Annotated in this window: 27 protein-coding genes; 16 read left to right on the plus strand and 11 right to left on the minus strand. The window is 47.8% G+C overall.

Annotation, left to right across the window (positions count from 1 at the left end; translation table 11 throughout):
* Positions 1-107 precede the first annotated feature (107 nt).
* A complete protein-coding gene (locus DP_RS03800) occupies positions 108-1085 on the minus strand; it encodes a TAXI family TRAP transporter solute-binding subunit (protein ID WP_011187990.1) in 978 nt (325 codons plus the stop codon).
* Positions 1086-1461: 376 nt separating this feature from the next.
* Here DP_RS03800 and def point away from each other — a divergent pair, with 376 nt between their 5' ends.
* From def to DP_RS03820, 4 genes are read left to right on the plus strand one after another with little or no spacing between them, the layout of a single operon-like run.
* The gene (gene def / locus DP_RS03805) at positions 1462-1971 is read left to right on the plus strand and encodes a peptide deformylase (protein ID WP_011187991.1); all 510 of its coding nucleotides are present in this window, start codon (positions 1462-1464) and stop codon (positions 1969-1971) included.
* Positions 1953-2924, plus strand: coding sequence for a methionyl-tRNA formyltransferase (fmt, locus tag DP_RS03810; RefSeq protein ID WP_011187992.1), 972 nt, complete (start codon positions 1953-1955; stop codon positions 2922-2924). Before def ends, fmt begins: the two co-directional genes overlap by 19 nt.
* A gap of 6 nt (positions 2925-2930) precedes the next feature.
* A complete protein-coding gene (gene larC, locus DP_RS03815) occupies positions 2931-4100 on the plus strand; it encodes a nickel pincer cofactor biosynthesis protein LarC (protein WP_011187993.1) in 1170 nt (389 codons plus the stop codon).
* Entirely contained in the window at positions 4093-4557 is a 465-nt protein-coding gene (locus DP_RS03820) for a phosphatidylglycerophosphatase A family protein (RefSeq protein ID WP_011187994.1), read from the plus strand. Before larC ends, DP_RS03820 begins: the two co-directional genes overlap by 8 nt.
* Here DP_RS03820 and DP_RS03825 read toward each other — a convergent pair.
* A complete protein-coding gene (locus tag DP_RS03825) occupies positions 4554-4781 on the minus strand; it encodes a hypothetical protein (protein WP_041277596.1) in 228 nt (75 codons plus the stop codon). The two genes, DP_RS03820 and DP_RS03825, sit on opposite strands and share 4 nt — an antisense overlap.
* Before the next feature lie 163 nt (positions 4782-4944).
* Here DP_RS03825 and DP_RS03830 point away from each other — a divergent pair, with 163 nt between their 5' ends.
* From DP_RS03830 to DP_RS03855, 6 genes are all read left to right on the plus strand, one after another.
* A complete protein-coding gene (locus DP_RS03830) occupies positions 4945-5661 on the plus strand; it encodes a response regulator (RefSeq protein ID WP_011187995.1) in 717 nt (238 codons plus the stop codon).
* A gap of 13 nt (positions 5662-5674) precedes the next feature.
* On the plus strand, positions 5675-5950 hold the full coding sequence (locus DP_RS03835) for an Lrp/AsnC family transcriptional regulator (protein WP_041278309.1): 276 nt from the start codon (positions 5675-5677) through the stop codon (positions 5948-5950).
* 17 nt (positions 5951-5967) lie between these two features.
* Entirely contained in the window at positions 5968-8097 is a 2130-nt protein-coding gene (locus DP_RS03840; RefSeq protein ID WP_011187997.1) for an ATP-binding protein, read from the plus strand.
* A gap of 43 nt (positions 8098-8140) precedes the next feature.
* Positions 8141-8686 carry a type I restriction enzyme HsdR N-terminal domain-containing protein gene (locus DP_RS03845; protein ID WP_041277598.1) on the plus strand — a complete coding sequence of 182 codons (546 nt, stop codon included), beginning with the start codon at positions 8141-8143 and terminating at the stop codon, positions 8684-8686.
* Positions 8687-8787: 101 nt separating this feature from the next.
* Complete coding sequence (locus tag DP_RS03850; RefSeq protein ID WP_011187999.1) at positions 8788-10137, plus strand: class II 3-deoxy-7-phosphoheptulonate synthase; 1350 nt, start codon at positions 8788-8790, stop codon at positions 10135-10137.
* Between the two features lie 162 nt (positions 10138-10299).
* The gene (locus tag DP_RS03855) at positions 10300-11754 is read left to right on the plus strand and encodes a DegQ family serine endoprotease (RefSeq protein ID WP_011188000.1); all 1455 of its coding nucleotides are present in this window, start codon (positions 10300-10302) and stop codon (positions 11752-11754) included.
* 32 nt (positions 11755-11786) lie between these two features.
* On the opposite strand, the gene DP_RS03860 is transcribed toward DP_RS03855, so the two are convergent.
* Genes DP_RS03860 through cbiM form a run of 5 tightly spaced genes read right to left on the minus strand, consistent with a single transcriptional unit; the run spans position 11787 to position 15306 of the window.
* Positions 11787-12527: an energy-coupling factor ABC transporter ATP-binding protein gene (locus DP_RS03860; RefSeq protein WP_011188001.1), complete on the minus strand. Its 741-nt coding sequence runs from the start codon at positions 12525-12527 to the stop codon at positions 11787-11789.
* A 5-nt stretch (positions 12528-12532) separates the two neighbouring features.
* A complete protein-coding gene (gene cbiQ / locus DP_RS03865) occupies positions 12533-13279 on the minus strand; it encodes a cobalt ECF transporter T component CbiQ (RefSeq protein WP_011188002.1) in 747 nt (248 codons plus the stop codon).
* Positions 13276-14058 (minus strand): DUF4198 domain-containing protein, encoded by a 783-nt coding sequence (locus DP_RS03870; protein WP_041277599.1) that lies wholly within the window; start codon positions 14056-14058, stop codon positions 13276-13278. The genes cbiQ and DP_RS03870 overlap by 4 nt, the downstream gene beginning before the upstream one ends.
* 10 nt (positions 14059-14068) lie before the next feature.
* Entirely contained in the window at positions 14069-14704 is a 636-nt protein-coding gene (locus DP_RS03875; protein ID WP_011188004.1) for a hypothetical protein, read from the minus strand.
* Positions 14701-15306, minus strand: a complete 606-nt coding sequence (gene cbiM, locus DP_RS03880) for a cobalt transporter CbiM (RefSeq protein ID WP_011188005.1) — start codon at positions 15304-15306, stop codon at positions 14701-14703. The genes DP_RS03875 and cbiM overlap by 4 nt, the downstream gene beginning before the upstream one ends.
* A gap of 348 nt (positions 15307-15654) precedes the next feature.
* On the opposite strand from cbiM, the gene DP_RS03885 reads away from it, so the two are divergent.
* Both DP_RS03885 and tsaA read left to right on the plus strand, forming a co-directional pair.
* Positions 15655-16332 (plus strand): FAD-dependent oxidoreductase, encoded by a 678-nt coding sequence (locus tag DP_RS03885; protein WP_011188006.1) that lies wholly within the window; start codon positions 15655-15657, stop codon positions 16330-16332.
* 127 nt (positions 16333-16459) lie between these two features.
* Positions 16460-17170, plus strand: a complete 711-nt coding sequence (tsaA, locus tag DP_RS03890; protein ID WP_156792203.1) for a tRNA (N6-threonylcarbamoyladenosine(37)-N6)-methyltransferase TrmO — start codon at positions 16460-16462, stop codon at positions 17168-17170.
* Here tsaA and lptC read toward each other — a convergent pair.
* Genes lptC through DP_RS03910 form a run of 4 tightly spaced genes read right to left on the minus strand, consistent with a single transcriptional unit; the run spans position 17165 to position 20860 of the window.
* Positions 17165-17740, minus strand: coding sequence for an LPS export ABC transporter periplasmic protein LptC (gene lptC, locus DP_RS03895; protein WP_011188008.1), 576 nt, complete (start codon positions 17738-17740; stop codon positions 17165-17167). The genes tsaA and lptC overlap by 6 nt on opposite strands.
* Positions 17737-18354, minus strand: a complete 618-nt coding sequence (locus DP_RS03900; RefSeq protein ID WP_156792204.1) for a KdsC family phosphatase — start codon at positions 18352-18354, stop codon at positions 17737-17739. Before DP_RS03900 ends, lptC begins: the two co-directional genes overlap by 4 nt.
* A gap of 1 nt (position 18355) precedes the next feature.
* Entirely contained in the window at positions 18356-19198 is an 843-nt protein-coding gene (gene kdsA / locus DP_RS03905; protein WP_011188010.1) for a 3-deoxy-8-phosphooctulonate synthase, read from the minus strand.
* Between the two features lie 6 nt (positions 19199-19204).
* Positions 19205-20860: a CTP synthase gene (locus DP_RS03910; protein ID WP_011188011.1), complete on the minus strand. Its 1656-nt coding sequence runs from the start codon at positions 20858-20860 to the stop codon at positions 19205-19207.
* Positions 20861-21465: 605 nt separating this feature from the next.
* Between DP_RS03910 and DP_RS03915 the strand changes: the two genes are divergently transcribed.
* The 4 genes from DP_RS03915 (at position 21466) to rsxC (ending at position 26284) form a co-directional block, all read left to right on the plus strand.
* Positions 21466-23217 carry an SLC13 family permease gene (locus DP_RS03915; RefSeq protein WP_041277600.1) on the plus strand — a complete coding sequence of 584 codons (1752 nt, stop codon included), beginning with the start codon at positions 21466-21468 and terminating at the stop codon, positions 23215-23217.
* 86 nt (positions 23218-23303) lie between these two features.
* Positions 23304-23666, plus strand: a complete 363-nt coding sequence (locus DP_RS03920; protein WP_011188013.1) for an anion permease — start codon at positions 23304-23306, stop codon at positions 23664-23666.
* 223 nt (positions 23667-23889) lie between these two features.
* On the plus strand, positions 23890-24873 hold the full coding sequence (locus tag DP_RS03925) for a dihydroorotate dehydrogenase-like protein (protein WP_041277601.1): 984 nt from the start codon (positions 23890-23892) through the stop codon (positions 24871-24873).
* A 124-nt stretch (positions 24874-24997) separates the two neighbouring features.
* On the plus strand, positions 24998-26284 hold the full coding sequence (rsxC, locus tag DP_RS03930; RefSeq protein WP_198408696.1) for an electron transport complex subunit RsxC: 1287 nt from the start codon (positions 24998-25000) through the stop codon (positions 26282-26284).
* Positions 26285-26306 lie beyond the last annotated feature (22 nt).

The raw sequence follows: 26306 nt of genomic DNA on the forward strand, positions 1-26306 counted from the left end.
AATATTCCACCAATAAAAATTGGGGGAAGCGCAATCTGTGGCCTATACTTGTCCACTTCAGCAAGCTGAGGTGGAAAAGCATAGGCGGTCTACAATAAACGAAAGGCCTACATTAAACCAGCTTCTTTGTAGTACTTCACCGCACCGGGATGAAGAGGTGCTGAGAGACCATCTTTGATCATCTCTTCTTTTTTCAGGTTAGCAAAGGCTGGATGCAGCTTTTTGAAGGTATCAAAGTTTTCAAATACAGATTTGACAACGGTGTAAACAACCTCATCGGGTACATCGGTGGAGGAAACGAGGGTTGCTCCAACGCCAAAGGTTTTCGCATCTTCAGGATTACCACGGTACATGCCGCCCGGGATGGTGGCGATTCGGTAGTAATCATTGTCGGCAACGAGTTTATCAACAGCTGGGCCATCTACATTGACCAAAACTGCTTCGCAGGAGGTAGTGGCCTCTTTGATGGAACCGTTTGGATGTCCTGCTGCAAAGACGATGGCATCAACCTTGTTGTCACAGAGGGCCTTAGCCTGTTCGGACGCTTTGAGCTGAGAGATCAACTTGAAATCATCTCTGGTCCAACCGATTGCCTTGAGAAGTACAGCGGTGGTGCCGTTCTGGCCGGAACCGGGGTTGCCAATATTGAAGCGCTTGCCCTTGAGGTCAGTGAAATTTTTAACGCCTGAGTCAGCACGGGCGACAACTGTGTAGGGTTCCGGGTGCAGAGAGAACACAGCACGCAATTTTTTATTTGGTCCCTTCGCAGCAAATTTGCTTGTGCCGTTATAGGCATGATACTGCCAGTCAGACTGGGCGATTCCCATATCGAGTTCGCCTGCAGCAATTGTGTTGAGGTTATATATGGAACCACCGGTAGCCTCAACGTTGGCCCGAATGCCGTGTTTTTTCTGGCCTTTATTTACTAAACGAGCGATGGCAGCGCCTGTGGGGTAATATACACCGGTAACGCCACCGGTTCCGATGGTAACAAAGGTTTGGTCTGCTGCAACTGCGCTTGACATGGTAGCAAAAGCGGTTACACAACCAAAAGCGATTGCGGCCAATATGGATGTTTTTTTCATACATGTACCTCTTTTTTTAGTGGATGGATAAAGGGCCCTTGTCTCTGGGCAGTGGCCAAAGAAAGAAGCTGAATTCTCTTATGCGAAGCTATTGCAAAGAGATCCCTGCAAACAAGATGGATTCAAGAAAATGAATTCGCTCTCCCTAGTCCACACTGAAATGACGAAAATGTCAAGTTTTTTGCTTTGTCTGGTCGGAGGGAAAAGTTTTTGGGGTAGGCAACGACTTTGTAGGAAGAATGGCTTGAAATGGCCTTAAGACAGGGTTTTGAACTTGTCTTTTCAAGAATTTTACGGCATGGCAGAATAAAACTGCTTATGGTACATTAATAGGTTTTATAACTTCTAATCATTAAATATTCACATATAAAATATCATGGCAATATTAAAAATTTGTACATACCCGGATCCTGTGTTGAGGAAAGAGACTGTGGCTATCACTGTCTTTGATGAAAAATTGGTCAAGCTTACCGAAGATATGGCGGAGACGATGTACGATGCTCCGGGTATTGGTCTTGCTGCTCCGCAAATTGGGGAATCTCTCAAGCTTGTTGTGGTGAGTACTGCTAGGAGGGAAGATTCCAAGCAAGAGTATATGGTTATGGCCAATCCTGAAATAGTTGAGAAGGAGGAGAGCCAGGTTGATGAAGAGGGTTGCCTCAGTGTTCCGGAGCTTCTCGCTATGGTAAAACGGTATCGTAAGATCAAGGTGAACTATCAGGATATAAATGGTGAACCTTGTAGTATGACCGTTGAAGATCGCTTTGCCGTTGTCCTTCAGCACGAAATTGATCATCTTAACGGAATCCTCTTTTTAGATCATCTTTCTTCCTTAAAGCGTAACCTGTATAAGAAAAAGGTGAAAAAATGGTTTCTTCCCAGATAGAGAGTGAAGAAAAATCTTTGCGGATTATTTTCATGGGCACCCCTGACTTTGCCTCCTCAAACCTTCGGGCCCTGCTTGCGGGACCTGATCAGGTGGTGGCTGTGGTCACCCAACCAGACCGACCCAAGGGACGTGGAAAAAAATTGACCTCGCCACCGGTGAAGGTAATTGCTGAAGAGGCAGGGCTACCTGTTTTACAACCCACCAAGGTGCGTACCGATGAATTTCTGGAGGCGCTTGCCGCCTATGCTCCTGATCTTATTGTGGTCACAGCCTATGGTCGTATTCTTCCTAAGCCCATTCTAGATTTGGCCCCATTGGGCTGTATAAATGTGCATGGTTCACTTCTGCCAAAATATAGGGGGGCAGCACCTATTCAATGGGCGGTTATTCAGGGTGATGATGAGGTTGGCGTAACTACCATGCAGATGGATGAGGGGATGGATACCGGCGATATTTTGTTGCGTAAAATTATCATTCCTAGTCCTGACGAGACGGCAGGGACCCTCTTTGACAAACTTGCCGAACTTGGTACCTCTGCCCTATTGGAGACTATTGAAGGTTTGAAGAAAGGAACCATCAGGGCTGAAGCGCAGGATCATGCTCAGGCAACTGAGGCGCCTATGTTGAGTAAAAACGATGGTTTGATTGATTGGTCACGAACGGCAACGGAGCTAGAGTCTCTTATCCGGGGTATGGATCCATGGCCCAGTGCCTTCTGTTTTCTGGAGGGGAAACGCCTGCGCCTGTTTATGCCCGAGGTCTCCTATCAAAAGACCGATGCCCAGCCTGGAGCAGTTTTGCGTGCTGGCAGGGATGGTTTATTGATTGCTACCGGAAAAAATTGTCTGCTGGTTAAAGAGATCCAACCAGAGGGTAAAAAACGTATGACAGTCGAGGCCTTTTTATGCGGGGCAAAAATAGGGGCTGAAACAGTCCTGAAAACCACTTGATACCTTATGTCTCGAATTTGTTATCTTGATTGTTTTTCAGGGGTCAGTGGCGATATGTTGCTTGGCGCCTTTCTGGATGCAGGGGTTGAGGTCGCGGCCCTGGAGGCAGGTCTGGCAGCCCTTCACCTTGATGATCTGATCTTAAGGACAAAGAGGGTGGAGGATTGCGGTCTGTCTGCCATTAAGGTTGATGTGGATTCTTCTCGCCGTCAGAACCTACGTACTTTGCCGGATCTGCTTCGCATTCTGCAAGAGAGCGATCTGAGCTCGCTGGTACAGGAGCGCGCCGCTTTAGTCTTTACCGCCATAGCTTCAGCAGAGGCTAAAGTACATGGGACAAGCCTTGAGCAGGTGCATTTTCATGAAATAGGTGCTCTGGATACCATTGCCGATGTAGTGGGTGTTGTTCTCTGTCTGGAACTTCTGCAGATTGATCAGCTTGTCTGTTCACCTCTGCCCCAACCGCGGGGTTTTATTGACTGTGCCCATGGCAGAATTCCACTGCCTGCACCGGCAGTTTGTGAGATTTTGCGTGGGGTGCCATCCTATGGAGTTGCTCTGGAGCAGGAGTTGGTGACGCCGACGGGTGCGGCTTTGGTTAAGGCTCTTGTCGGTGCTTTTGGTCAGTTTCCCCCCATGCAGCAACTGGCAGTCGGGTACGGGGCGGGGAGTCAAAGACTTGCCAATGGTCAGCCTAATCTGCTGCGGATTTTTGTGGGAACCCCTGATGATGTCCTTGAGGAACAGCAGGTGGAGGTGATTGAGACCAATCTTGATGACTGGAATCCTGAATCTTATCCCTATCTCTGTGAGCGTTTATTTGAACATGGTGCCCTTGACGTGAGTCTTGCCCCTATTCAGATGAAAAAGGGGCGTCCTGGATTTTGTCTTCAGGTTATTGCCGGGCGGGAAGATAGTGCTCAACTTAAAGATATTGTCCTGCTGGAGACAACGGCCCTGGGGCTTCGTTTTCGTTTTGAATATCGCCGCACCCTGCCACGCCGAGAGCTGCATATCGAGAGTCCTTGGGGGACGATGCGGGTAAAAGAGGTTCAGCGGGGGGGCAGGCGAGTTATTATACCGGAGTATGAAGAGTGCAGACGCGTTGCAGGGGAGTATGACCTGCCACTACAAGAGGTCTATGGCAGGATCCAAGGATTGAATTTTTATGAATAAGCTTATTATGATTTTGGCAACGGGATTCTATTCAGGTCTCTTACCCAAGGCTCCGGGCACCTGGGGTTCTCTGGTGGCGATACTGCTTTGGTTACCGCTTAGGGGACTGAGCTTACCGCACTATTTGCTTATGCTCTTGCTCGTCTTTATCCTGGGCTTTTTGGTGGCCGGTACAGCCGAAAAATTGATGAATCGTCCAGATGCTGGTGCCATTGTCATCGATGAGATCCTAGGGATGTTTATCACCCTTATGTTTGCTCCAAATCACCCTATGGCCTGGTTCATAGGTTTTATCTTTTTTCGTATTTTTGATATTTGGAAACCCGCTCCGGTTTCGTGGTTTGATCAGCATATGCACGGAGGGCTTGGCATTATGCTTGATGACGTGATGGCAGGTATCTATGCCCTTGCCTCTTTACAGCTCTTTTGGTTTTTCTTTGGGGATTTTCTGATTTAGTTGTGTCTGGTAATCTCTGCTGTGGCTTCGGTGAAATTTGGAATCGTTGTCTTCTCTGAAAGGATTATTGTTTCCAGGCTAGTCTCTGTTGATGCCTTGCTTGGGCCGCCGCCTATAAGGGTGCCGATAAGCAGGGCACAAAATACAAGAGAGATGTAGATGATAAACATTAAATTACCTGGATCTGTGGTTATCCCTGAACGTGCTGTTTTTTCGCTTCTCATAATCTATTCTCTTTTTTGTTGTTAATTATATTAAACTACCCACTATTATATAGAAAACATCTTTGTGACATAGAGATGATGAAAAAATGACAGATTATGACAGTTTGTCAAGAAAAGCCGGAAAAAATTTGTCTGCTTACGGTCAATAGGTCATAGTTGAGGGATGAGGATGGGATATAAGATAGTATTGGTGGAAGATGATGATGTCCTTCGGGCAAATTATAGTCAGGCCCTGGAGCGGGAAGGTTATGTTGTCAGCTGTTATGCCTCTCGCTTAGAGGCAGAGCGTGCTTTTGTGGAAGAATTACCGGATCTTGCCGTCTTGGATATTATGCTTGGCGAAGAGATGGAGGGCGGGTTTGAGGTGTGCCGTCATCTGCGCCAACTCTCTCCCACCATTCCCATAATATTTCTTACCGCCCGCAATTCTGACCTGGATAGGGTCTCGGGCCTGCGTCTTGGTGCCTGGGATTATCTGACCAAGGATACAACGACCCTGGATTTTTTACCGGTGAGGATATCGACTCTCTTTAAGGTTATTGAATCGTTGCAAAGACCAAAGGATGATCTTGGTGTTGAGGTGCATAGTGGCTCATTGCGAATGAACGAGGATCGCAAACAGGTCTTTTGGCAGGGTCAGCAGGTAAATTTAACCCTGACTGAATTTTGGCTTCTCTATAGTCTTGCCCGCCGGCCCGGGCATGTGAAATCCCATGATCAGCTTATGGGGGCTGCCAATATTATTGTGACGAATAATGCCATAGCTGCTCATATTCGACGTATACGTGATAAGTTCCGTGAGCTTGATGATGCCTTTGATGCTATTCGTACGGAGTATGGTATGGGGTATCGCTGGGTGTTAGATGATATTTCCAGGTAAAGGAGGAGAGATGATGGTGACTGCTATTATTTTGCTCAGAGTAGAGCGGACAAAGGTTAATGATGTTGCAGAGAAACTTGCGGATACAGAGGGGGTATCTGAGGTCTATTCGGTGAGTGGCAGGTATGATCTTATTGTCATTGTCCGGGTGGCGAGCAATGATGATCTTGCCGATCTGGTAACAGAGAAGATGAATCCCATAAAAGAGATAACCGATTCAGAGACCATGCTTGCCTTTAAGGCCTTTTCGCCCCACGATCTTGAAGCAATGTTTTCCGTTGGTATGTAGAATTCCGAGAGCGTATTATGCGAATTTCCCTGCGTTTGAAGTTGACCCTCACCTCTCTCCTCCTCTTGCTGATTCCACTTTCTGGTCTGCGTTTCAGCGATATGATCCAGGAAGATCTGTTGATAACTCGCAAGGAGACAATGCTTTTTTCTGCCCGGGCCGTTGCCTCTACCCTAACGGGACGTTCTGGACTTTTTGCTCGTGAGCAGTTTCTCTCTCTTAATCCCGGCACAGACCTCTATCTCTATCCGCTTACCGGCCCCATTCGTATTAATGGCCTGCAGGATGATTGGCAGGAGCAACCCGGCAGTTTCCAGCTCTTTGGTAAAGAGCATTTGAGGTCAGCGACTGACTCCTCGTCTGCCTTTTATTTTCGTCATCGCTCAGGTATTTGGCAGGATTACCTCTATGCCTTTTTTGAGGTGCATGATGCCACCGTTGTTTATCGCCCCCCTCAATCTCTACGTCTTGATACCTCTGATTTTCTTGAAATAAATACCGAAGATGCCAATGGTCTTTCCCGTCGTTATCTTATAACCACCAGCAAACCAGGTTGGGTGAATGGTTTTTTGATGGCCGAGAGTGGAGCCTATGCTCGGCGGATAGAGCGTCGTATTCAGGGGATGTGGAGGCAGACAGCCGATGGCTATGCCATCGAAATTCGTATGCCTATGTCTCTTGTTGGTCGTAAACTGGCGTTTTCTGTGGGCAATGTGAACAGTAGTCTGCAGCCAAGGCTAGAGGAAATTATAGGTACTGCTGGTAGGGAGGAGCGTAACAGTCTTGGTCGGGCCATTGCCCCATCGGTTGAAATCCAGAAGATATTGCAGGAACTGGATCGGCCCCATTCTCGGGTGCTTATTGTTGACAGTAATCGAAAGGTTCGGGCAACATTTGGCCACTTACTTGACCAGGTACGACAGGAGGAGGCAGAGGCGGATTCTCTGCTGAGCAAGGCAAGCAGGGCCATTTATTTAGTTTTGAGGCCTTTTTACCATGTTTTTATGAAACCATTTTCTCCCGCTCTTATCACCAGTCAGCCAACAAGCTTTGATAGCGAGGAGATCCGCTTGGCCCTTGCAGGAAAATCGAGCGTTACCCATTATACCGTAGAGGAGAGTGATGTTGAGGTGATGGCGGCCATTGTGCCCCTGATAAATAAGGGGAATATCATTGGTGCGGTTGTGGTTGAGCAGACAACAAACTCTATTTTAGCCTTGCAAAACAGGCTAATAGAAGAGTCTATCAGCTTGGGTATATTGATTTTTTCCCTTACCTCCTTTGCCCTTCTTTTCTTTGCCTCCCGTCTCTCCTCTCGGATACGGCGCCTGCGCGATCAGGCTGCAGCTGCCATTGGCGGTGGAGGTCGGGTGCAGGCCAGTATTCGTCCGGCTACCACAAGGGACGAAATCGGTGATTTGAGTCGCACCCTGGCCATGATGTTATCTCAGATCAGGGAGCAAAATGAGTATCGGGAAAAAATGGCGGATAATCTTGAGCATGAGATGCGTACCCCTTTGGCGGCGGCCTCTGCCTCTCTACAAAATCTAGACAGAGAACTGGTGGCACCCGGCAAACGGATTCAAAATTATCTTGATTGGGCAATTTTAGATATCGCCAGGATGGATAATTTACTGACGGTGATTCGCGATGCGACATCGCTTCAGGACGCCCTGCAAAGAGATATCAAAGAGCGTTTTGATCTGGCTCGGGCCCTTGAAATGTGGGTCGAGCATGTTTGGCAGCCTGCCTTTATCGATGTGGAGTTTCATTACAAGAAGGGTGGAAATGCTATTTTTATTTATGGTGACCCTACCCGTATTCATCAGATGTGTGATAAAATTATTGAGAATGCAGTGAGCTTTCATCAGAAAAACACACCAATAGTTATAGCTTTATCCTGTGAAAACCAGCAAATTCGTCTGGAGATGAGCAATGAGGGGCCGAGTCTTTCCTTGGAACAATGCCGGCAGGTTTTTAACTCCATGGTTTCACTGCGTACCCAGAAGGATGAGCAACCGCATTTGGGTCTTGGTCTCTTCGTTGTCCGTACCATTGTTGAGCATCACGATGGTCAGGTGCAGGTGGCAGCATTGGAGGATGGCAGGGAGGGGGTTTGTTTTACCATTTTCTTTCCGGTAGGGTAGGAAAAGGGAAGTAGAGTTTATTTTATATGGGGAGTTGGTAAGTATGACAGAAAAAAAATATCATCACCTTGTCTATGGTAGTCTGGAGGATTGCCTGACGGGAGAAGAGCTGCTTGATACCGATGATGAACGTATCCGTCAATTTCTTAGTCGAATGATGCTGGAGGAAAAGGGTTATTTGCCGGAACAGTTATCTCCCCGCGTCTCTGTAGAGACCTTTTTTGCCAATCTTTTTGTCCGTTCTTCCATAGAATTAGTGGTCTCCTCTGCTGGCAGAGATTTTCTTATTATTCGTTATGGGCCTGGTTCTCTTGTCAGTCGGGAGCGGGCGGCCATCGCTGCGGCCCGAGTGCTCAACGATCAGTATAGGATTCCACTTGCCATGGTGACCAATGGTAAGGAGGCGGAGTTGCTTGATACTATTACTGGTAAAGTTCTGGGTGATGGGTTAGATTCAATACCAGATGCTGTCTTGGCTGAAAGACTTGTCCCTGATCTTACCTATCTGCCTCCCCTAAAAAACAAGCAACGTGAAAGAGAGCTGCGTATTCTTAATGCCTTTGATTTAGAGCGGTGTTGTCTCTCCTAGGGCGGAGTGAGGGCGGTAAGAGTGGCAGAAAAGTTTTCCCGATAGTATTTGTAGTCTTTTGCGTTGGTTACGAGATTAAAATTAGATAGGAAGGATGTATTATGTCACAAAGCCAAAAAGAGTGGAACAAGGGTAGCTGGAAAAATTATACGGCACTACAACAGCCTAACTGGCCAAATGAAGGCGCTGTTGAGAAGGTTTTGGCAAATCTCAGTCAATTGCCCCCCCTGGTTTTTGCAGGTGAAATTCGTAATCTCAAGCAACAGTTGGCAAAGGCTGTGACCGGTGAGGCATTTTTGCTTCAGGGTGGTGATTGTTCAGAAAATTTTTCTCAAGTGACAGCTCCAAAAATTCGTGAAACCCTTCGGGTTCTCCTACAGATGGCCGTTGTTCTTACCTATGCAGGTGATAAGCCCGTTATTAAGGTGGGCCGTCTTGCCGGCCAATTTGCCAAACCTCGTTCCTCCGATACCGAGACCATTAATGGGGTGACCCTGCCCTCATATCGTGGCGATATGGTCAACTGTCCGGACTTTACCGAGACTTGCCGGGTGCCAAACCCTAAGTTGATGCTCAAGGGCTATAATATGGCCGCTTCGACCCTTAATCTGGTGCGGGCATTTACCCGTGGTGGTTTTGGCTCTTTGCACCGTGTTCAGGCCTGGAATCAGGAGTTTGTTGCCCAGTCTCCCATGGGCAGATCCTATGATCGTTTGGCCAAACAGATAGATCAGACAATTAAGTTCATGGGGAATATTGGTATTGCCGCTGATAATCCGTTAATTGAGCAGACCCAACTCTTCACCTCCCATGAGGCCCTTCTCCTTCAGTATGAAGAGGCTATGACCCGAGTGGATTCCACCGCCGGGGGTTGGTATGACTGTTCGGCCCATATGTTATGGATTGGTGAGCGTACCAGACAGCTTGGCGGTGCTCATGTTGAGTTTCTGCGTGGGGTGCTTAATCCCATTGGCATTAAGGTTGGTCCTAATAATGATCCCGATGATATCAAGCGTCTCTGCGAGACCCTCAATCCGGAGAATGAGGCGGGCCGAATTACCCTTATTACCCGTCTTGGCGTCAAGGAGATTGAAAAATCCCTGCCGCCCCTTCTCCGTGAAATGAAGCGGGAGGGACATAATATTGTTTGGAGTTGTGATCCAATGCATGCCAATACCTATACGGCAACATCAGGTCATAAGACCAGGAACTTTAATGACATTCTCTCTGAACTTACCTGTTTCTTTGAAAGTCACTGGTCCGAGGGTACTATTCCCGGCGGTGTCCATTTTGAGATGACAGGTGAAGACGTCACAGAATGTACAGGCGGGGCTCGTAATATTGTAGATGAGGAATTGGCCAGAAATTATCTGACCACCTGTGACCCTCGTCTTAATGCAGAGCAGAGTTTAGAAGTTGCCTTCCAAATTGCAGATATGATTCGTAGTTAGTTTTTCCCTCCCAGATAAAGGATCAAGAAGATTGCATTTTTGTAATCTTCTTGATCCTTTTTTTTATCCCGCATACAATTATTCATAAGAGTATATTTTCTTGTCCTTGCGTTCAGCTCTGCCTGTTCCAGGTTCTTTTGTTGCCTCTAAGGAGATATTATTATGAATAGTTGGTCCCCAGCCCTTACAAGGGGTATTTGTCTGCATCTTCTCTGTTCTTTTTTCTTTGTTACCAGTCTTGCCTATGCCTCGGAAAATGATCTGGAAATTTTGGAAAAATCGTCCAAGGCCTTTGCCTCTGTTGCCCGGCAGGCAAAACCTGCTGTCGTTAATATTCGAGTGGAGAAGACGATTAAGGGTGGGCAGATGGATGGCTGGCAAATACCCGATGAGATGCTAGAACATCCGTTTTTTAAGCAATTTTTTGGTCCCCAGTTACGTAAAAGGCAAAATGTGCCTCCACGTCTCCAACAAGGCCAAGGTTCCGGCTTTATCGTTAGTGACGATGGCTATATCCTCACCAATAATCATGTGGTTGATGGTGCTGACTCTATTACAGTACGTCTTAATGATGACAGCAGTTATCAGGCAAAGCTTATTGGTACCGATCCCCTCTCCGATGTCGCCCTTATAAAAATAGAGAGTTCGAAAAAATTACCAAGTCTGGCCATGGGCAGTTCTGCTGCTCTGGAGGTGGGTGAGTGGGTAATTGCCATTGGTAATCCCTTTGGCTTGAGCCAGACTGTAACGGTGGGTATTGTGAGCGCCAAGGGCCGGAGTCAGGTGGGGCTTAATGAGTATGAAAATTTTATCCAAACCGATGCGGCTATTAATCCAGGTAACAGTGGTGGACCCCTCCTTAATATAAGAGGTCAGGTGATTGGTATAAACTCAGCCCTCTTCTCCCAGACGGGTGGTTATATGGGCATCGGTTTTGCCATTCCCATTGATATGGTAAAGTCCATTGAAAGACAGTTGCAGGCAACGGGGAAGGTAAGTCGCGGCTGGCTTGGGGTGATGATTCAGGATATAGATGAAAACCTGGCCCAATCCTTTGGCCTGAAGAGCAGCTCTGGTGTATTGCTGACAGGTGTTCAGCCTGATTCTCCTGCTGAAAAAGGTGGTTTACTTGGTGGTGATGTTATTATCGCAATTGATGGCAGTGCTGTGAAAAACGCCTCGGCCCTGCGTAACAGGGTGGCACTGGTACTGCCCGGGAGCAAGGTCGTCCTGCAGGTCATTCGTAAGGGCAAAAAAAGAGATATAGGGGTGCTGATTGGTGAGCGGCCCGTCGGAGCCAATGGACTCTCAATTGAGGACCATACGGTCCTTAATAATAACTTTGGTCTCTCCTTTGAAAAACTTACCCCGGAAATTGCGAAAAAATTCGGTTATGCCCAGAAAAAGGGGGTTGTCATCAGGGAGGTAGCCCCCCAGAGCCCTGCCAGCAGGGCAGGACTTAAGGCCGGAATGCTCATTGAGGAGGTGAACCGAATGGCTATAGGTCAGGTTGCCGATATCAAAAAGGCTTTAGCTCTGGGAAAGGATGCCAGGCATGTACTCCTGCGAGTAGGATTTGGCCAGGGCAGTCGCTATATCGCCTTGGTTGCAAAATAATAAGAGTCTTTTTTGAAAAAGTGAAGAGCCCCCTAGCCATTCGGTAGGGGGCTCTTTTCGTGGCGATGCGGTTGGTTGCCCGCCTGGTGGATATGTCGATGCTCGTGTATATGGCCGGCAGGACAGAGATTGATTCTGCCCTCTTCGACTGTATAGAGCTCTTCTGTGACGCTATCAAGAAAATCAAGATCGTGGGAGATGATAAGTTGGCTCTGCGCTAGCCCATTTAATATTTCCACCAGTCGATCCTGGGTACGGGGGTCAAGGTTGTTGGTGGGTTCATCGAGGAGGAGTATTTTCGGTTTCATGGCCAGGATGGTGGCCAGGGCCACCAACTTTTTCTCTCCACCAGAAAGTCTGTGGGTGATCCGCTCTTCGAAACCATAGAGGCCAAGACCTTCCAGGGTATTCTGGGCCACCTCCCTTGCCTCTTCCGGACCTGCCCCGAGATTGAGGGGGCCAAAGGCAACGTCTTCCAGTACCGTGGGAGAAAAAAGTTGGTCGTCTGAGTTTTGAAAGAGAAAGCCCACCTCCTTTCGCAGTTGATAGAGATCCTTTTTGCAACTCACCTCCCTGCCCTGAAAGAGCAATCTGCCCTCTGTTGGTTTTAACAGACCTACTATCAGATGGAAGAGGGTGGTCTTGCCTCCGCCATTTGGACCGATAATGCCTGTCCTGCCCTGGCCGAGGGAGAGGTTGATATCTCTGATGGCAGGTTCTGTTGCCGCAGGATATTGGTAGCAGATGTTTTCGAGTTTTATGAGTGGAGTCATGTTTTTTAAAGGAGTATTTGCCCGGCAAGTATGCCCGTCATTGCCAGGGATGCCAGGCAGAAAAAGAGGGTGTCTGTTCGGTTTATGTGGCCACTCTTCAAGGGGATGAGTTGGCCGGTGAAGCCTCGCAATACCATTGCCTGATGGATGCGAAGAGCCCGGTTATGGCTTTTAACAAGTGTCATGCCAAAGAGGTAGGCGAAGGTTCGATAGGTGTGTAGGGAGCTTTTCGGGGTGAAACAACGCATCTGAGCGGCCCGTAACAGTGTTTTGTATTCATTGTGGATAACAAAAATATAGCGGTAGGCAAAGAGGAGGATGAAACAGAGTTTTTCCGGGAGATGGAGACGTTCAAGGCCGTGTCCTAAATCTGCGGGAGTTGAGGTGGAGAGCAGGCTCATCAGGGCAAGCAGGGCGGTATTGGTTTTTATGGTGATGAGCAGGGCCAGATCTATCCCCTCCCTGTTCAGGGCCAGGGGACCAAATTTTATGGTTTCCCCTCCTTGGAGTGGTAGGGTAAGCCAGATAAAGAGTGTCAGGGTATTGACCATAAGGAGGCGTCTGCCCACAGCCAGAGGTGAGAGGCGACTAAAAAGGAGAAAGACCAGGGCCAGGGCCAGTAGACAGAGGGTCGGCTCCACGGTCTTTTGCACTGCCACCTGCAGGGAAAAGCAGGCGGCAACAATCAACTTTGTCCGTGCATCAAGCTTATGAAGCAGGGAGTTGCCGGAGGAAAAATCTTCCCCCATCATTGGCTGTTCTTGATCGTGGAGAGTGGATGCATATATGTCCAGAGAACCGCCCCTATTTCTACTCCCTTATCCTCGCCCTGCGGGTTTTTCAGGGTATAGTCAGCCTCGGTGAGTGCTGCAAACCCCCACCAACCCGCCTGCGGACAGCTAAAGCTGAAGACACCATCTCTGTCTGCCTTAATCACCTGGGTGACATGGTAGTCACTTGGGGCGGAGAACTTATTGTCCCGGTTATAGAATTCAACCTCTACCTCTGCATGGGCAAGGGGTTTTCCCTTGATCAGTACCTGGCCGACAAAGGTGTTGCCGGCGTAGTTGCCAAAGGGGCGGAGTCGCGGCACTATTTCAGCCGGTAGGCCCAGGGCTTGATCCCAACCCTCATCATCACCAAAGGCGGGGATGATAGTCTTGGTATAGTGAATAATAGAGAGGTCTTCGCCGGGCTCCCAGTAGGGCTGTGGCTCCATGACGAATTGGTAAATCCCCGGTCGTTTGAAGCTGTAATCTGTTTGCCATGCCTGATGGCCCATAAGGGAGTTGGCCCGAAGCCTTGGCTTAAGATCTCTTGTCTTTCCCCCACTGGTGACGGTGAAGGAGGCAGGCATCGCCAGATCCATGCCAACCAGTTCAAAGGGGTGGGAAAATGAGAGTTGGATATTGGCTGTTCGCTTCTTTTGACCGATGATGTCACTGTCGGGGATAAGCATGCCAAAATGGGCAAGGGCGGGGCTTGCCAGTAGCGATAGTAGAAGGGAGAGACAGCATGTTTTCTTGATCATGGAAGCTTCCTTATTTTTTTCGAGATTGAAGGTAGGCGGCAATGCCAGCAAGGCCTATAATATAGCCAATTCCTCCGAATATATCCTGTAGGCTTGGTCCTGCTTCAGCCTGGGCGGCCAGATGTCGGCGGATGGGGCTGAGCTGTTTGTTTAGCTCTCTACGCACTATTTTCTCCACCTCTGTTATGGTGACAGAGAGTTCTGGTACTGTCTTCTCTTGCCGCTGAGGTGAAGGAGTTTGAGGGGCCTGGGCCACGGGGGCATTATCCAGATAGTCTTCCCCGCGCAATAACCACTCACCTCTATGGCCATTACCTGCGTTGACCACAATTTTCAGATCCTGGCTCTGGCCGGTAGGTTTTATCGGGATAGGGAAATGAAAGATACCATCTTGGTTGGTACTGCCCTGAATAATTACCCTGCCATCGCGCAGGACCTCTATTCTGGCCAGCTGTGCGGCTCTGCCGCCACTGAACTCGCTCTCGCAGGTGATCTGGGTCCCGTCCTTATAGGCAAAAACCCGAACCTTATGCGCCTGGGCAGTCGCTGCCAGAAAAAAGATGGTGGTGAAGGTGAAGAGCCAGAACAATCCTTGTCCTGTGCCTCTTTTTTGTAGTCGAGGCGAATTTTTTTTAAGGAGTTTCATTTGGTCTTGAGTTGGAGAAATTCAGGTTGCACCTTGGCAAGAAAGGTGACGGCAAACATGGTGATGATTCCCTCGATGAACATTAGAGGAATGTGGGCTATGCAGACCAGCTTTGCTGTATTGAAAAATTGCTGATCGCTGGCAAAGAGAGAGCCCGCCATAAAGAGGGTGCCTAGGAGTACGGCAATAAAACCACTGGCAAAGGCTGCTACTTTCTGCCCCTTTTTCCCCGATGTCAGGAGGGGGCGAAAGAGGAGGTAGCAGATAATTGCCGGTACTGCCATATTGGCGGTGTTGACCCCGAGTACGGTAAATCCTCCATATTGAAAAAAGAGGACCTGGAGAAAAAGGGCGGTGAGGATAGCGGGAAAGCAGGCCCAGCCCAGGGTAATTCCCATCAGGCCGGAGAGAATGAGGTGGACATTGGCGGGGCCGACGGGAACGTGGATCAGGCTGGCAACAAAAAATGTTGAAGTAAGGAGGGCGGTGGTCATGATCTTTTCACCGTCGAGATGTTTTAGACCCATGGCCGTGCCGGCAACGGTAATTACTCCACCCAGGGCTAAAACCGGTGGGCTGAGGACGCCTTCAGATATATGCATATAATGCCTCCAAGAAAGTAACACGAAAAATTAAATTGTGTTACTGTAGTGGGCGAATAGAGTAAAGTCAAGATCTTATATTGGGGAAACTCTTTTCTCGCTTTATTCAGGTCTCCCTCTGTTGAAGGCCTGTAGGAGATCTGTTTGCAAATGTTCAGGTTTGTGCTCTGGAAAGATATTGCGCTGAATTTTATGTTCTCCTGCCCGGAGCTATGATGAGATTTCTCTAAAGGAAAAGAGAAAGGACGGTTAATATATGGGAGAGAAGTACAATCACTAATAGATGGATATGGCAATATTGTTGCTGTTCCCGTCGCCCCCCCGTTACATATATGAAAGGGAGAAGATATGGAATACTGTACTGAATTTCTTGAGCGGATAAAGAGGACACCTAGTTCCATCAGTTATCGTTTCAAGATGCCCGAGGGCTTTAGTTTTGTCGCTGGTCAATATATGCTGGTAGATTTAGGTGATGAACTTGCCCGTCCCCTGTCGCTGAGTAGCTGCCCTCAGGAGGGTGGTTTCATTGAATTTACCAAACGAATGATTGGTAGTCCATACTGCATGCGCCTGGAATCCCTGCAACGTGGAGAGGCAATCAGGGTAGCGGGGCCCTTTGGCGAATTTTGTTGCCCGGACTCAGGCGAGCCTCTTGTCCTGATCGCCGGTGGTATTGGCATCACCCCGATTAGGAGTATTCTCACCAGCCTTAAGGAAGAAAGAGGAGAGACCACTCTTATCTACGGAAATCAGAACAGAGAGGATATTGCCTTTAGAGATGAACTGGAGCACCTGAGCCTCGCCCATTACCATCTGGTTCATGTCCTCTCCGATGCTACTGGCATGGAAAACGCCTATCAGGGATTTATAAACGCCGACATTCTTGCCAGGGAGGTGCCGAAGGGTAGCATTGGTCAATATATGGTCTCGGGTCCACCGCTCATGGTTGAGGCCATAAAAAAAGGACTGGCCGGGATTGGGGTTGCCGAGGAGCGGATTCGTACCGATATATTTCTTGGCTATTAGCCTGGCCGAGCAAGGCTTCTTTGTATGGGATATTTGAGTGAGTAGGTGCTAGTATTGGCTCTGTTTGCCGAGCCTCCTGTTCTTTGTGGGAGGCTGAACCTATTTATAATAATTGCAATAGATGAAGATGACAAAATTTGAGATAGAGCCCATTGGTATTGTTCACTCCTGTTTTAGCGAAAAATTTGGTATTCCCCGTCAGCCCGGTCTGGTCCATTCCTCGGTGGCCGAGCTGGAGCTACTTCCGCCCTGGAATCGTCAGGAACTGGTGGCTGGGCTAAGCGAATTCACCCATATCTGGGTTCACTTTGTCTTTCATAAGACCATTGAGGCTGGCTGGCGGGAGTCTATCCGGCCTCCTGGTCTGGGTGGAAAAAAGCGGGTGGGGGTCTTTGCCAGCAGAAGTCCGCATCGTCCTAATCACATGGGGATGTCCGTGGTGCGTCTGCGGGGGATACGAGCCAGCAAGGGCAAGGTCTTTCTGCAACTTTCCGGTATTGATCTCTTGGATGGCACCCCGGTGGTCGATATAAAACCCTATGTGGCCTATAGCGATAGTATTCCCGAGGCGTCCTCTTCCTATGCAGGGAGCTTTTTCCCTGTCCGGGTACGATTGAGGGGGGATGTGCTCTCTTTTTGTGAGAAATATCAGGATGAAAGTGGACGTGATTTGGCAGAGCTGATCAGGGAGGTGCTTGCTCAGGACCCAAGGCCTGTCAGTCAGCGGGGTAAAAGGGATGTGTTTGGCGTTTTGCTATGGCAGGTAAATGTACGTTTTCGGGTGGTGTTGGAGGAGGGTGAGGAGATCTTTGAAGTATTTTCCTGTGTTAACCTATAATGTAATGTCGCTCTTCAGGGTGCAGTATACTCGTCCACCAAAGGCGTAGTCTTTGCTTATGAGGTTATAGAAAAAGCTTCCTCCTCTTATGGTGTTTGCTCCGCTGACAATAAGTGTCTTGTCAGGACAGAAGATGCTCTTTTTCTTGCCGTTATGGATAAGCTTTTGGCTAAAGAGCTGTTGGTCCTTATCAAGCTTGGTCACTACCACATCTCCCAGGAGGGTGAGTATCTCTGTGCCTTGATTGTAGAGAGCGGTTTTAGATCTCACCTTGGTGATATTGTTGGTCTCGTCATAGAGATCAGCGTCGATATCGGTGAGAGTAAAAATTTTGGATGTGGTACCGGTACTGGCTTTTTGGGCGCGGATAACGGTATTTTTTTTATCACCTTCAAACTGTGATATAACCACCTTCTGCATGATGAAGCTCTGCCCCTGTACGATATCTTTTTTGCCCTTGGGATTGAAATCACCCCGTGGACTGAGAAAGTTTCCTACAGGAATCTTCCATAGGGGAAAGGTGAGGATGAATATTAGGGGAATAACCCAGACCTTGTTACGGCGGATCATTTGTTCAGATACTTCTGGAGTAAGGTCTCTTTCAAGCCCTTGCCTTCGATGATAAGGTCGCAGACTTCGCGTACTGCACCAAAACCACCACTGCGTTTTGTGCTAAAATGTACCCTTTCCTGCACCTCAGGAGCACCGTTTGCCGGTGTCGTTGCTAAGCCTACTTGCTGGAGAATCACCAGGTCCAGCCAGTCATCACCCATATATGCCACCTCAAAGGGTTTGAGCCCAGATTCTGCCAGGATCTCCTTAAAGGCGATATTTTTGTTCATCGCCCCCTGGTAGATATAGGTCATCTTCAGCTCTTTGGCTCGTCGGGCCACCACTGCTGATCGCCTGGCGGTGATAATTCCCGTTGCCACCTCAGCCTCTCGGAGAAGTTGCAGGCCAAAACCGTCAAGGGTGTGAAACGACTTGCTTTCGATCTCTTCACCCGTGTAGAGGAGGCTACCATTGGTCAGTACCCCATCGACGTCAAGGAGAAGGAGTTTGATATCCTTTGCCCGTGCTAAGGCACACTGTCTTGCCGGGGAGGTAGAGATCTGTTCCCGGGCCTGAGTGCGCATCTCTTCCAGAATCTGACAATCACTGGGGTATTTTTCTGATCCTGTCATCTTATTCTTCCACCGCAGCTCGTACCTTGACAAGCTTTGTCAGCAACTCTTCTACCTGATCAAGGGCTATGGAATTTGGTCCGTCACAGAGTGCCTTATCCGGATCGGGATGAATCTCCATAAAGAGACCATCTATACCGGCGGCAATGGCTGCCTTAGAGAGAGGTTCTATGAACTCACGTTGTCCGGAGGATGATCCTCCCGCCCCACCGGGGAGTTGGACAGAGTGGGTTGCATCGTAGATCACGGGACAGTTGAAAGATCGCATAACGGGAAGTGAGCGCATGTCCACTACCAGATTATTGTAGCCAAAACAGGCACCACGTTCAACCAGCATGACCTTGTCACTGCCGGCATCACGGAGTTTACCTATGGCATTTTCCATGTCCCATGGAGAGACAAACTGACCCTTTTTCACATTGACCGGTTTGCCTGATTTAGCGGCGGCCACCAGAAGATCAGTTTGTCTGCAAAGAAAGGCAGGTATTTGAATAATGTCGAGAACCTCTGCAGCAGGCCCAACCTGGCTGATATCGTGGATATCTGAAATTACAGGGACCTGGAGGTCTTCACGAATTCGTGCCAGACTTGCCAGACCTTTCTTCAGACCAGGGCCACGATAGGAGCTGATAGAGGTGCGATTAGCCTTGTCAAAGGATGCCTTAAAAACATAGGAGATACCAAGTTTCTTGCATATTTTGCTTACGGTTTCAGCAACCTCACGACCAAGTTGTTCTGATTCTAGAGAGCAGGGACCACCTATCAAAAGAAGAGGTTGGCCACTTCCAACGAGGATATCAGAACCATTCGGCTGGGCGACAGCAACAGGGGTTACGACAGTCATACCTTATTAGCCTTTCTTGTTAGCGACTGCAGCGCTGATGAAATCTCTAAAGAGAGGATGCGCTTGCATTGGCTTGGATTTGAATTCTGGGTGAAATTGACAACCTACAAACCAAGGATGATCCTCGATCTCAACAATTTCAACGAGGTCGCCATCTGGAGAAGTACCGGAGATGACAAGACCTTTTTCAATGAGCTGTTGACGATAATCGTTGTTGAACTCAAAACGGTGACGATGGCGCTCGAATACTTCCTGAGTACCATAGGCATCTCCTGCGTGGCTTTCCTGCTGAAGTACACAGGGGTAGGCACCAAGACGGAGGGTTCCGCCGAGATCAGAGTTTTCGTCCCGTCGCTGTATCTTGTTGGTTCGGTAATCAAACCACTCTTTGGTGAGGTAGATAACAGGGTCAGGGGAGTTAGGCTCAAGTTCAGTGGAGTGAGCTTCGCTCATTCCTGCCATATTTCTGGCAAATTCTACCACAGCAAGCTGCATGCCGAGACAGATACCAAAGAATGGGATTCTGTTTTCTCGGGCATAGGTGATAGCCTTAATTTTACCTTCAACGCCGCGTCTGCCAAAACCACCAGGAACCAGGATGCCATCGCATCCCTTCAGGTAACTGTCGGGATCGCCGCTTTCAAGATCTTCGGCGCTGACATAGCGAAGTTTTACCTTGGTGTGATTGGCAAGGCCACCGTGAATGAGAGCCTCATGAAGACTCTTGTAGGCCTCGGTGAGATCAACATATTTTCCGGTAATAGCGATGGTTACTTCGTTCTTCGGATTCTGGATGTTTTCAACCAAATCCTGCCATGGCTTAATATTAGGGTTGGCTGTCCAGATATTAAGAAGCTCGAGAATCTTGGAATCAAGGCCTTCTGCATGAAGGGCAATTGGCAGTTTGTAGATGCTGTCTACGTCTACACAGTTAATAACTGCATCCTGCTGCACATCACAGAAAAGGGCGATTTTGGCCTTGATGTTCTCTTCAAGAGGCACCTCGGTACGACAGACAAGGATATCCGGTTGGATGCCATCGGCACGGAGTTCACGAACAGAGTGCTGGGTAGGCTTGGTTTTTACCTCGCCTGCAGTCTTGATGTACGGCACCAGAGTGAGGTGAATAAAAAGGGTGTAATCACGGCCAAGATCTCCACGGAGCTGACGAATGGCCTCAATAAAGGGAAGGCCTTCGATATCACCAACGGTGCCACCAATTTCAATAATGGCGATATCAACGCTACCATCGAGTTGGCGAACCGATTTTTTGATCTCGTCGGTGATGTGCGGAATAACCTGCACGGTGCCACCGAGATATTCACCACGTCGTTCTTTGTTAATAACGGTGTGGTAGATGCGACCGGATGTGAAGTTGTTCTTTTGGCCCATGACAGCGTTAGTGAAACGCTCGTAGTGTCCCATATCAAGATCAGTTTCAGCGCCATCATCGGTGACATATACTTCGCCGTGCTGAAAGGGATTCATGGTACCAGGATCTACGTTAATGTAGGGGTCAAGCTTCTGGAAAGTTATGCTTAATCCACGGCTTTCAAGAAGAGCACCAATAGAGGCTGCTGCGAGTCCTTTACCGAGGGAAGAAAGAACTCCACCGGTAACAAAAATAAATTTAGTCCGTTTTGTATTAGTTGTATTTTTCATGATCCCACTATAGCAATGGTATGTGCTTTTTTAAACTTTTTTTTGTTGAGACTGCTTCCAAATTGACCCTGCCATTCTAGTTACAAACGCCAAATTAACAACACCTATTGTAGCATAAAATTTTTTAAAGAGCGTAATTCTCTTTAGTTGCGGTTTTTTTATGTTGATATAAAGCAAATTATCAGGCTTTTAGCTATAAAAATGTCTGTAATTTAGCAGATGAGAGTATTTTAAGGGAGCAACTTTTGAAGAGGAAACTATCTAAGTTAGGCAGTGGCAATAGTCGGCACTACAGACAATGGCTAACTGTTGCCTGACTTGATGAAAAAGGAATTGGGTCTGAGCTATTTAGTGAATATTTTTTGTCTCATGTGCCCCTTGCTCCATAGATATGTTGGAGGGGGGGGAGAGAGGAGGTGTTTTTCCCAAGAAGTATAAGAGAAATTGAATTAAAGCATAAACAAATGTTTTGACAAATGGTATATATAGTATATTCTCGTTTTTTAGGTGGTTGGCAATGTGGACGTATTATGTTGTTTCTTGAGCATTATTTAGCGACTGCATGGTCCAGCGCAAATGTGAACCTTGATTTGGAGAAAAAACTTATGTCGTTGACAACCGTGTGGGCTCGTTTGTGGGATATGCATGACGAAACCAAGCTTTTGTTCTTGCCAAGTACAAAGCTGATTTCTAAAAAATTTAAAAAGGAGCATATCTTTTTAAGCGAAGAGAGTCTTGGCAAGGATGCCGTTCTCTCCGAGGGTATGCAGGATGCGCCTGCTGAGCATATTAAACGCTTGAAATCCGGCCCTGGCGGTGTCGAGGAGGGTGAGCCTCGTGAGTATACTACGCGCCAGAGGGTTGGCCTGTTTCTTGGCCCTGCCCTGTTTTTGCTTATGCTCTTTATCCCAGCTCCTGCGGGGATGGAACCTGTTGCTCAAAAAATGGCGGCTGTTGCCTTGCTTATTGCCACTTGGTGGATGACTGAGGCTATTCCTATTCCGGCCACAAGTTTACTGCCCATCGCCCTCTTTCCTATTATGGGAATTATGCATACCAAGCAGGCAGCAGCACCCTATGCCTCACATCTTATCTATCTCTTTATGGGTGGTTTTATAATAGCCCTTGCCATGCAGCGCTGGAACCTCCACCGTCGTATAGCAATGAATATTGTTAAGGTGGTTGGCTTTTCCCCCAGCAGGTTGATCTTTGGCTTTATGGTTGCTACAGCTGTTTTGTCAGCATTTGTCTCAAATACAGCCACCACCGTTATGATGCTTCCCATTGGCCTGGCAATCATTGCCCATGTTATTGAAGAGGGTAGGAAAGAGGGGCTTGAGAGGTTTCAAGATTTTGATAAGAATCATTTTAATTTTGGCCTGAATTTGATGCTGGGTATTGCCTATGCAGCTTCAATTGGTGGTATGGCGACTCTTATTGGAACTCCTCCTAATACCGTGCTTGCCGCTTATCTCCAGAAAACATACGGTTATGAGATTACCTTTGTTACATGGATGAAGATAGGCGTGCCTCTGGTATGTATCATGTTGCCACTCTGTTGGTTTTGGCTTACCAGGATTGCAAATCCCATGAAGCTCACAAAAGTTCCTGGTGGTCGTGTTCTCATTGATCAGGAGCTTGAAGAGATGGGTTCCATGAGCACAGGTGAGCGCTGGACAGCTCTTGTCTTTTTTCTGACCGCCATGGGTTGGATGTTTCGCAAGCAACTTGATTTCCTCTTTCCAGATCCAAGCTTGGTAACCGATGCCACCATCGCCATGACGGGTGGTTTGATTCTCTTTTTAATTCCCATTAATTTTAAGAAGAATATTTTTGTTATGAACTGGGAGTGGGCCTCCAAGATGCCATGGGGTGTTTTGATTCTCTTCGGTGGCGGTCTTTCCATGGCCGGTGGTTTTAAGGCGAGTCGCCTTGCCAATTGGATTGGGGGGCAGGTTAGTTTGCTTGACCAAGCTCCTGTCTTTGTTTTGCTTCTCGCCTGTTTGTGCCTGATTATCTTTTTGACAGAGTTGACCTCTAATACGGCAACTGCGGCTTTGGTTATGCCGATTCTTTCAGCCGTTGCGGTGGGGCTTGGTCAGAATCCCCTCTTGCTTCTTGTCCCAGCTGCAATCACCGCGTCATGCGCATTCATGCTTCCCGTTGCCACACCTCCCAATGCCATTGTCTTTGGCTCTGGTTATGTGACGATTCCGCAGATGGTAAAATCTGGTTTTGGCCTCGACGTTGTAGGCCTGTCGCTTGCTCTTACTGTGACCTATCTTATTGCCATTCCTCTGTTTGGTATAGAGCTCGGTGTCTTGCCTGAATGGGTACTTGCCGTAGCACCAAAATAATTTTCATTTTGCACCATGAATAGCCAGCATGGTATTCATGGTGTTTTTTTTTGCTGATTTTATGAAGTTTTCATCTGCTCTTTTGTATGCCTCTCGCCTGTTTGTGCCTGATTATTTTTTTGACAGAGTTGACCTCCAACACGGCAACTGCGGCTTTAGTTATGCCGATTCTTTCAGCCGTTGCGGTAGGACTTGACCAGAATCCCCTCTCACCTGTTATTCCAGCTACAATCACCAAATCCTGCGCATTGCCCGTTGCCACACCTCCCAATGCCATTGTCTTTGGCTCTGCTTATGTGACGATTCCCCGGATGGTAAAATCTGGTTTTGGCCTCGACATTGTAGGACTGTCGCTTGCTCTTGCTGTGACCTATCTTATTGCCATCCCTCTGTTTGGTCTAGAGATCGGTGTCTTACCTGAATGGGTACTTGCCGCAGCACCAAAATAATTTCTATTGTTTTTACACCATGGATAGCCTAGGATGTTGTTAATGGTGTTTTGTTGCTGATTTTATGAAGTATTTATCTGCTTTTTTGTATCTGTGATATATCTGTTTTTTTTATATAGATCTATTTTTATTGCCAAAGATTTTTTTCTTGTTAATCTTTGGTTGTTTTTTACTTTGAGGATGTTAGCACTACCAGAGAAACCATTTACATAGTGGAGTGGTTATGATTGACCTGTCAACGAGTTATTTGGGGCTTGATTTAAAGTGTCCCTTAGTTGTAGGAAGTTGTGGTTTAACAAATTCTGTAAAAAAGATTAGGGAGATCGCCGAGGCTGGTGCCGGTGCCGTTGTTTTGAAATCTCTCTTTGAAGAGCAGATTGTGGCAGAACTGGGTCATAATCTGGAATCCTATGAGGCGGGGTACCCGGATGCGGTGGATTATATTCGGGAGTATACTCGTGATGCCACCGTTGAAAAATATCTTGATCTTGTCTCCGCGGCAAAAAAAGCGGTGGATATTCCCGTAATAGCTTCCCTGAACTGTGTTTCTGCAAACGAGTGGACCTCCTTTGCTACCCAAATCGAAAAGGCAGGGGCCGATGCCATTGAGTTGAACATATCCCTGCTCCCCTCCGACCCGCGAATGAGCGGGGCTGAGGCTGAGAAAAAATATACAGAAATTATTGATAAGGTGGCCTCCACCGTTTCTGTCCCCCTCTCTCTCAAAATGAGCCAGTTTTCTTCTGGTCTTGCCCACCTTTTGACTCACCTTGGATGGAAACAAAACATTAATGGTTTTGTTCTTTTCAATCGGTACTATCGTCCAGATATTGATATTGATAAAATGACCATTACTTCGGCTGATATTTTTAGCAATCCAAGTGAAATGCATGAGTCTTTGCGCTGGGTTGCTCTTCTTTCTGACCGAATTGAAAAAGATTTCGTTGCCTCCACGGGGATCTATGATGGAGCGGCCCTTATCAAGCAACTGCTTGCCGGGGCAACAGCGGCTCAGATTGTCTCTGCCCTCTACAAAAATGGAATCCCTTATATTGGTGTATTACTCGAAGAACTGAAGCAGTGGATGGAAGAGAAATCTTTTTCCCGTGTAGATGATTTTCGAGGTAAGCTTAGCTATAGCAACATTGAAAATCCGGCTGTTTTTGAGCGTACCCAGTTTATGAAATATTATGGCGGAGTTTCTTAACTCCAATGGCAGGGTAGAAAGCTGCTGTTCCATGGACTGTGTTTACTGGTTGGTTATCGCTGACTGTTAACTTCATTTATTTGATAGATAGATTATGGCTTTATTGACCTTTACGAAAGGTGGTGTGCATCCCCCGGAAGCCAAAGAGCAGACTGCGGGGCTTGCAATTGAGGTTATGCCTGTACCGGATGAGCTTGAGCTTGTGCTTGGACAGCATATTGGCGCACCCTGTACTCCGACTGTGGCTAGACGGGATCAGGTGCAAGAGGGTGGTCTTATCGGTGAGGTGAAAAAGGGGTTAGGTGTTCCTCTTCACTCTCCTGTTGCTGGTACGATTAAGGCCTTGGGCAATTCTGGACATCCGATGCGGGTTTCGACTCCCTCTGTCACCATTACGGTGGATCACGATGTCCCGGCAAAAGAATATATTCCTCAGGATTGGCAGCAGCTTGAGGTAAGCGAACTGCTCTCCATGGTACACGATGCAGGAATTGTCGGTATTGGCGGGGCGGGTTTTCCCTCCCATGTTAAGCTCAGTCCTCCCTCTTCAACTCCCATTGATACTTTGGTGCTTAACGGGGCAGAGTGTGAGCCCTATATTACTGCAGATCATCGTCAGATGCTTGAGCATGCTCGAGATGTTGTTGAAGGCGCGCGTATTATCTGTAAGATTCTGGGCGTTTCCAGATGCAGTGTCGGTATTGAAAGCAATAAGCCCGATGCCATTCAGGTGATGGAGCAGGAGGTGCAGGCTGTTGCAGATAGCCAACTTACCATTGAGGTATGTGCCCTTCAGGTGAAGTATCCACAGGGGTCAGAGAAGCAACTCATTCAGGCGATTACTGGACGTAAGGTGCCGGCCATGTCCCTGCCGTCTGCGGTGGGTGTGGTTGTGCATAATGTCTCTACCGCCCGAGCTATCTATCAGGCGGTGGCCCTGCAAAAGCCTCTTTACGAGAAGGTTATTACCGTTGCCGGTAAGTGTATTGAACGCCCGGCAAATCTTCAGGTAAAACTTGGAACAAAAATTTCTGATATTGTCAATTATCTTGGAGGATTAAAACCAGGTCTAACCCGAATTATTATGGGTGGACCGATGATGGGTTTTGCCGTATCTGATCTTGATATTCCTATTACTAAAACGACCTCAGCCCTTCTCTTTTTAGCAGAGGACGAGGTGGACACTAATGAGCCAGGACCCTGTATCCGTTGTGGTTGGTGTCTTGACGCCTGTCCCATGGGACTTGAACCAAAGGAAATTGGTGTCTTTGTCGAAGCGGGTAGGGCAGAGGATACTGCTCAATTTGGCGTTTTTGACTGTTTTGAATGTGGTAGTTGTGCCTTTGTCTGTCCTATGAAACGACCGCTTGTTCAGTTTGTTCGTTTGGCCAAGATGAAGATTAAGAGATAGATTCTATTTTGTTACTGTGACA

This window comes from Desulfotalea psychrophila LSv54, from assembly GCF_000025945.1.
Classification (GTDB): domain Bacteria; phylum Desulfobacterota; class Desulfobulbia; order Desulfobulbales; family Desulfocapsaceae; genus Desulfotalea; species Desulfotalea psychrophila.

Coding starts and splice junctions, on each gene's coding strand:
- DP_RS03800 (WP_011187990.1), bottom strand. CDS start 1,085: ATGAAAAAAACATCCATATTGGCCGCAATCGCTTTTGGTTGTGTAACC.
- def (WP_011187991.1), top strand. CDS start 1,462: ATGGCAATATTAAAAATTTGTACATACCCGGATCCTGTGTTGAGGAAA.
- fmt (WP_011187992.1), top strand. CDS start 1,953: ATGGTTTCTTCCCAGATAGAGAGTGAAGAAAAATCTTTGCGGATTATT.
- larC (WP_011187993.1), top strand. CDS start 2,931: ATGTCTCGAATTTGTTATCTTGATTGTTTTTCAGGGGTCAGTGGCGAT.
- DP_RS03820 (WP_011187994.1), top strand. CDS start 4,093: ATGAATAAGCTTATTATGATTTTGGCAACGGGATTCTATTCAGGTCTC.
- DP_RS03825 (WP_041277596.1), bottom strand. CDS start 4,781: ATGAGAAGCGAAAAAACAGCACGTTCAGGGATAACCACAGATCCAGGT.
- DP_RS03830 (WP_011187995.1), top strand. CDS start 4,945: ATGAGGATGGGATATAAGATAGTATTGGTGGAAGATGATGATGTCCTT.
- DP_RS03835 (WP_041278309.1), top strand. CDS start 5,675: ATGGTGACTGCTATTATTTTGCTCAGAGTAGAGCGGACAAAGGTTAAT.
- DP_RS03840 (WP_011187997.1), top strand. CDS start 5,968: ATGCGAATTTCCCTGCGTTTGAAGTTGACCCTCACCTCTCTCCTCCTC.
- DP_RS03845 (WP_041277598.1), top strand. CDS start 8,141: ATGACAGAAAAAAAATATCATCACCTTGTCTATGGTAGTCTGGAGGAT.
- DP_RS03850 (WP_011187999.1), top strand. CDS start 8,788: ATGTCACAAAGCCAAAAAGAGTGGAACAAGGGTAGCTGGAAAAATTAT.
- DP_RS03855 (WP_011188000.1), top strand. CDS start 10,300: ATGAATAGTTGGTCCCCAGCCCTTACAAGGGGTATTTGTCTGCATCTT.
- DP_RS03860 (WP_011188001.1), bottom strand. CDS start 12,527: ATGACTCCACTCATAAAACTCGAAAACATCTGCTACCAATATCCTGCG.
- cbiQ (WP_011188002.1), bottom strand. CDS start 13,279: ATGATGGGGGAAGATTTTTCCTCCGGCAACTCCCTGCTTCATAAGCTT.
- DP_RS03870 (WP_041277599.1), bottom strand. CDS start 14,058: ATGATCAAGAAAACATGCTGTCTCTCCCTTCTACTATCGCTACTGGCA.
- DP_RS03875 (WP_011188004.1), bottom strand. CDS start 14,704: ATGAAACTCCTTAAAAAAAATTCGCCTCGACTACAAAAAAGAGGCACA.
- cbiM (WP_011188005.1), bottom strand. CDS start 15,306: ATGCATATATCTGAAGGCGTCCTCAGCCCACCGGTTTTAGCCCTGGGT.
- DP_RS03885 (WP_011188006.1), top strand. CDS start 15,655: ATGGAATACTGTACTGAATTTCTTGAGCGGATAAAGAGGACACCTAGT.
- tsaA (WP_156792203.1), top strand. CDS start 16,460: ATGACAAAATTTGAGATAGAGCCCATTGGTATTGTTCACTCCTGTTTT.
- lptC (WP_011188008.1), bottom strand. CDS start 17,740: ATGATCCGCCGTAACAAGGTCTGGGTTATTCCCCTAATATTCATCCTC.
- DP_RS03900 (WP_156792204.1), bottom strand. CDS start 18,354: ATGACAGGATCAGAAAAATACCCCAGTGATTGTCAGATTCTGGAAGAG.
- kdsA (WP_011188010.1), bottom strand. CDS start 19,198: ATGACTGTCGTAACCCCTGTTGCTGTCGCCCAGCCGAATGGTTCTGAT.
- DP_RS03910 (WP_011188011.1), bottom strand. CDS start 20,860: ATGAAAAATACAACTAATACAAAACGGACTAAATTTATTTTTGTTACC.
- DP_RS03915 (WP_041277600.1), top strand. CDS start 21,466: ATGTCGTTGACAACCGTGTGGGCTCGTTTGTGGGATATGCATGACGAA.
- DP_RS03920 (WP_011188013.1), top strand. CDS start 23,304: ATGCCTCTCGCCTGTTTGTGCCTGATTATTTTTTTGACAGAGTTGACC.
- DP_RS03925 (WP_041277601.1), top strand. CDS start 23,890: ATGATTGACCTGTCAACGAGTTATTTGGGGCTTGATTTAAAGTGTCCC.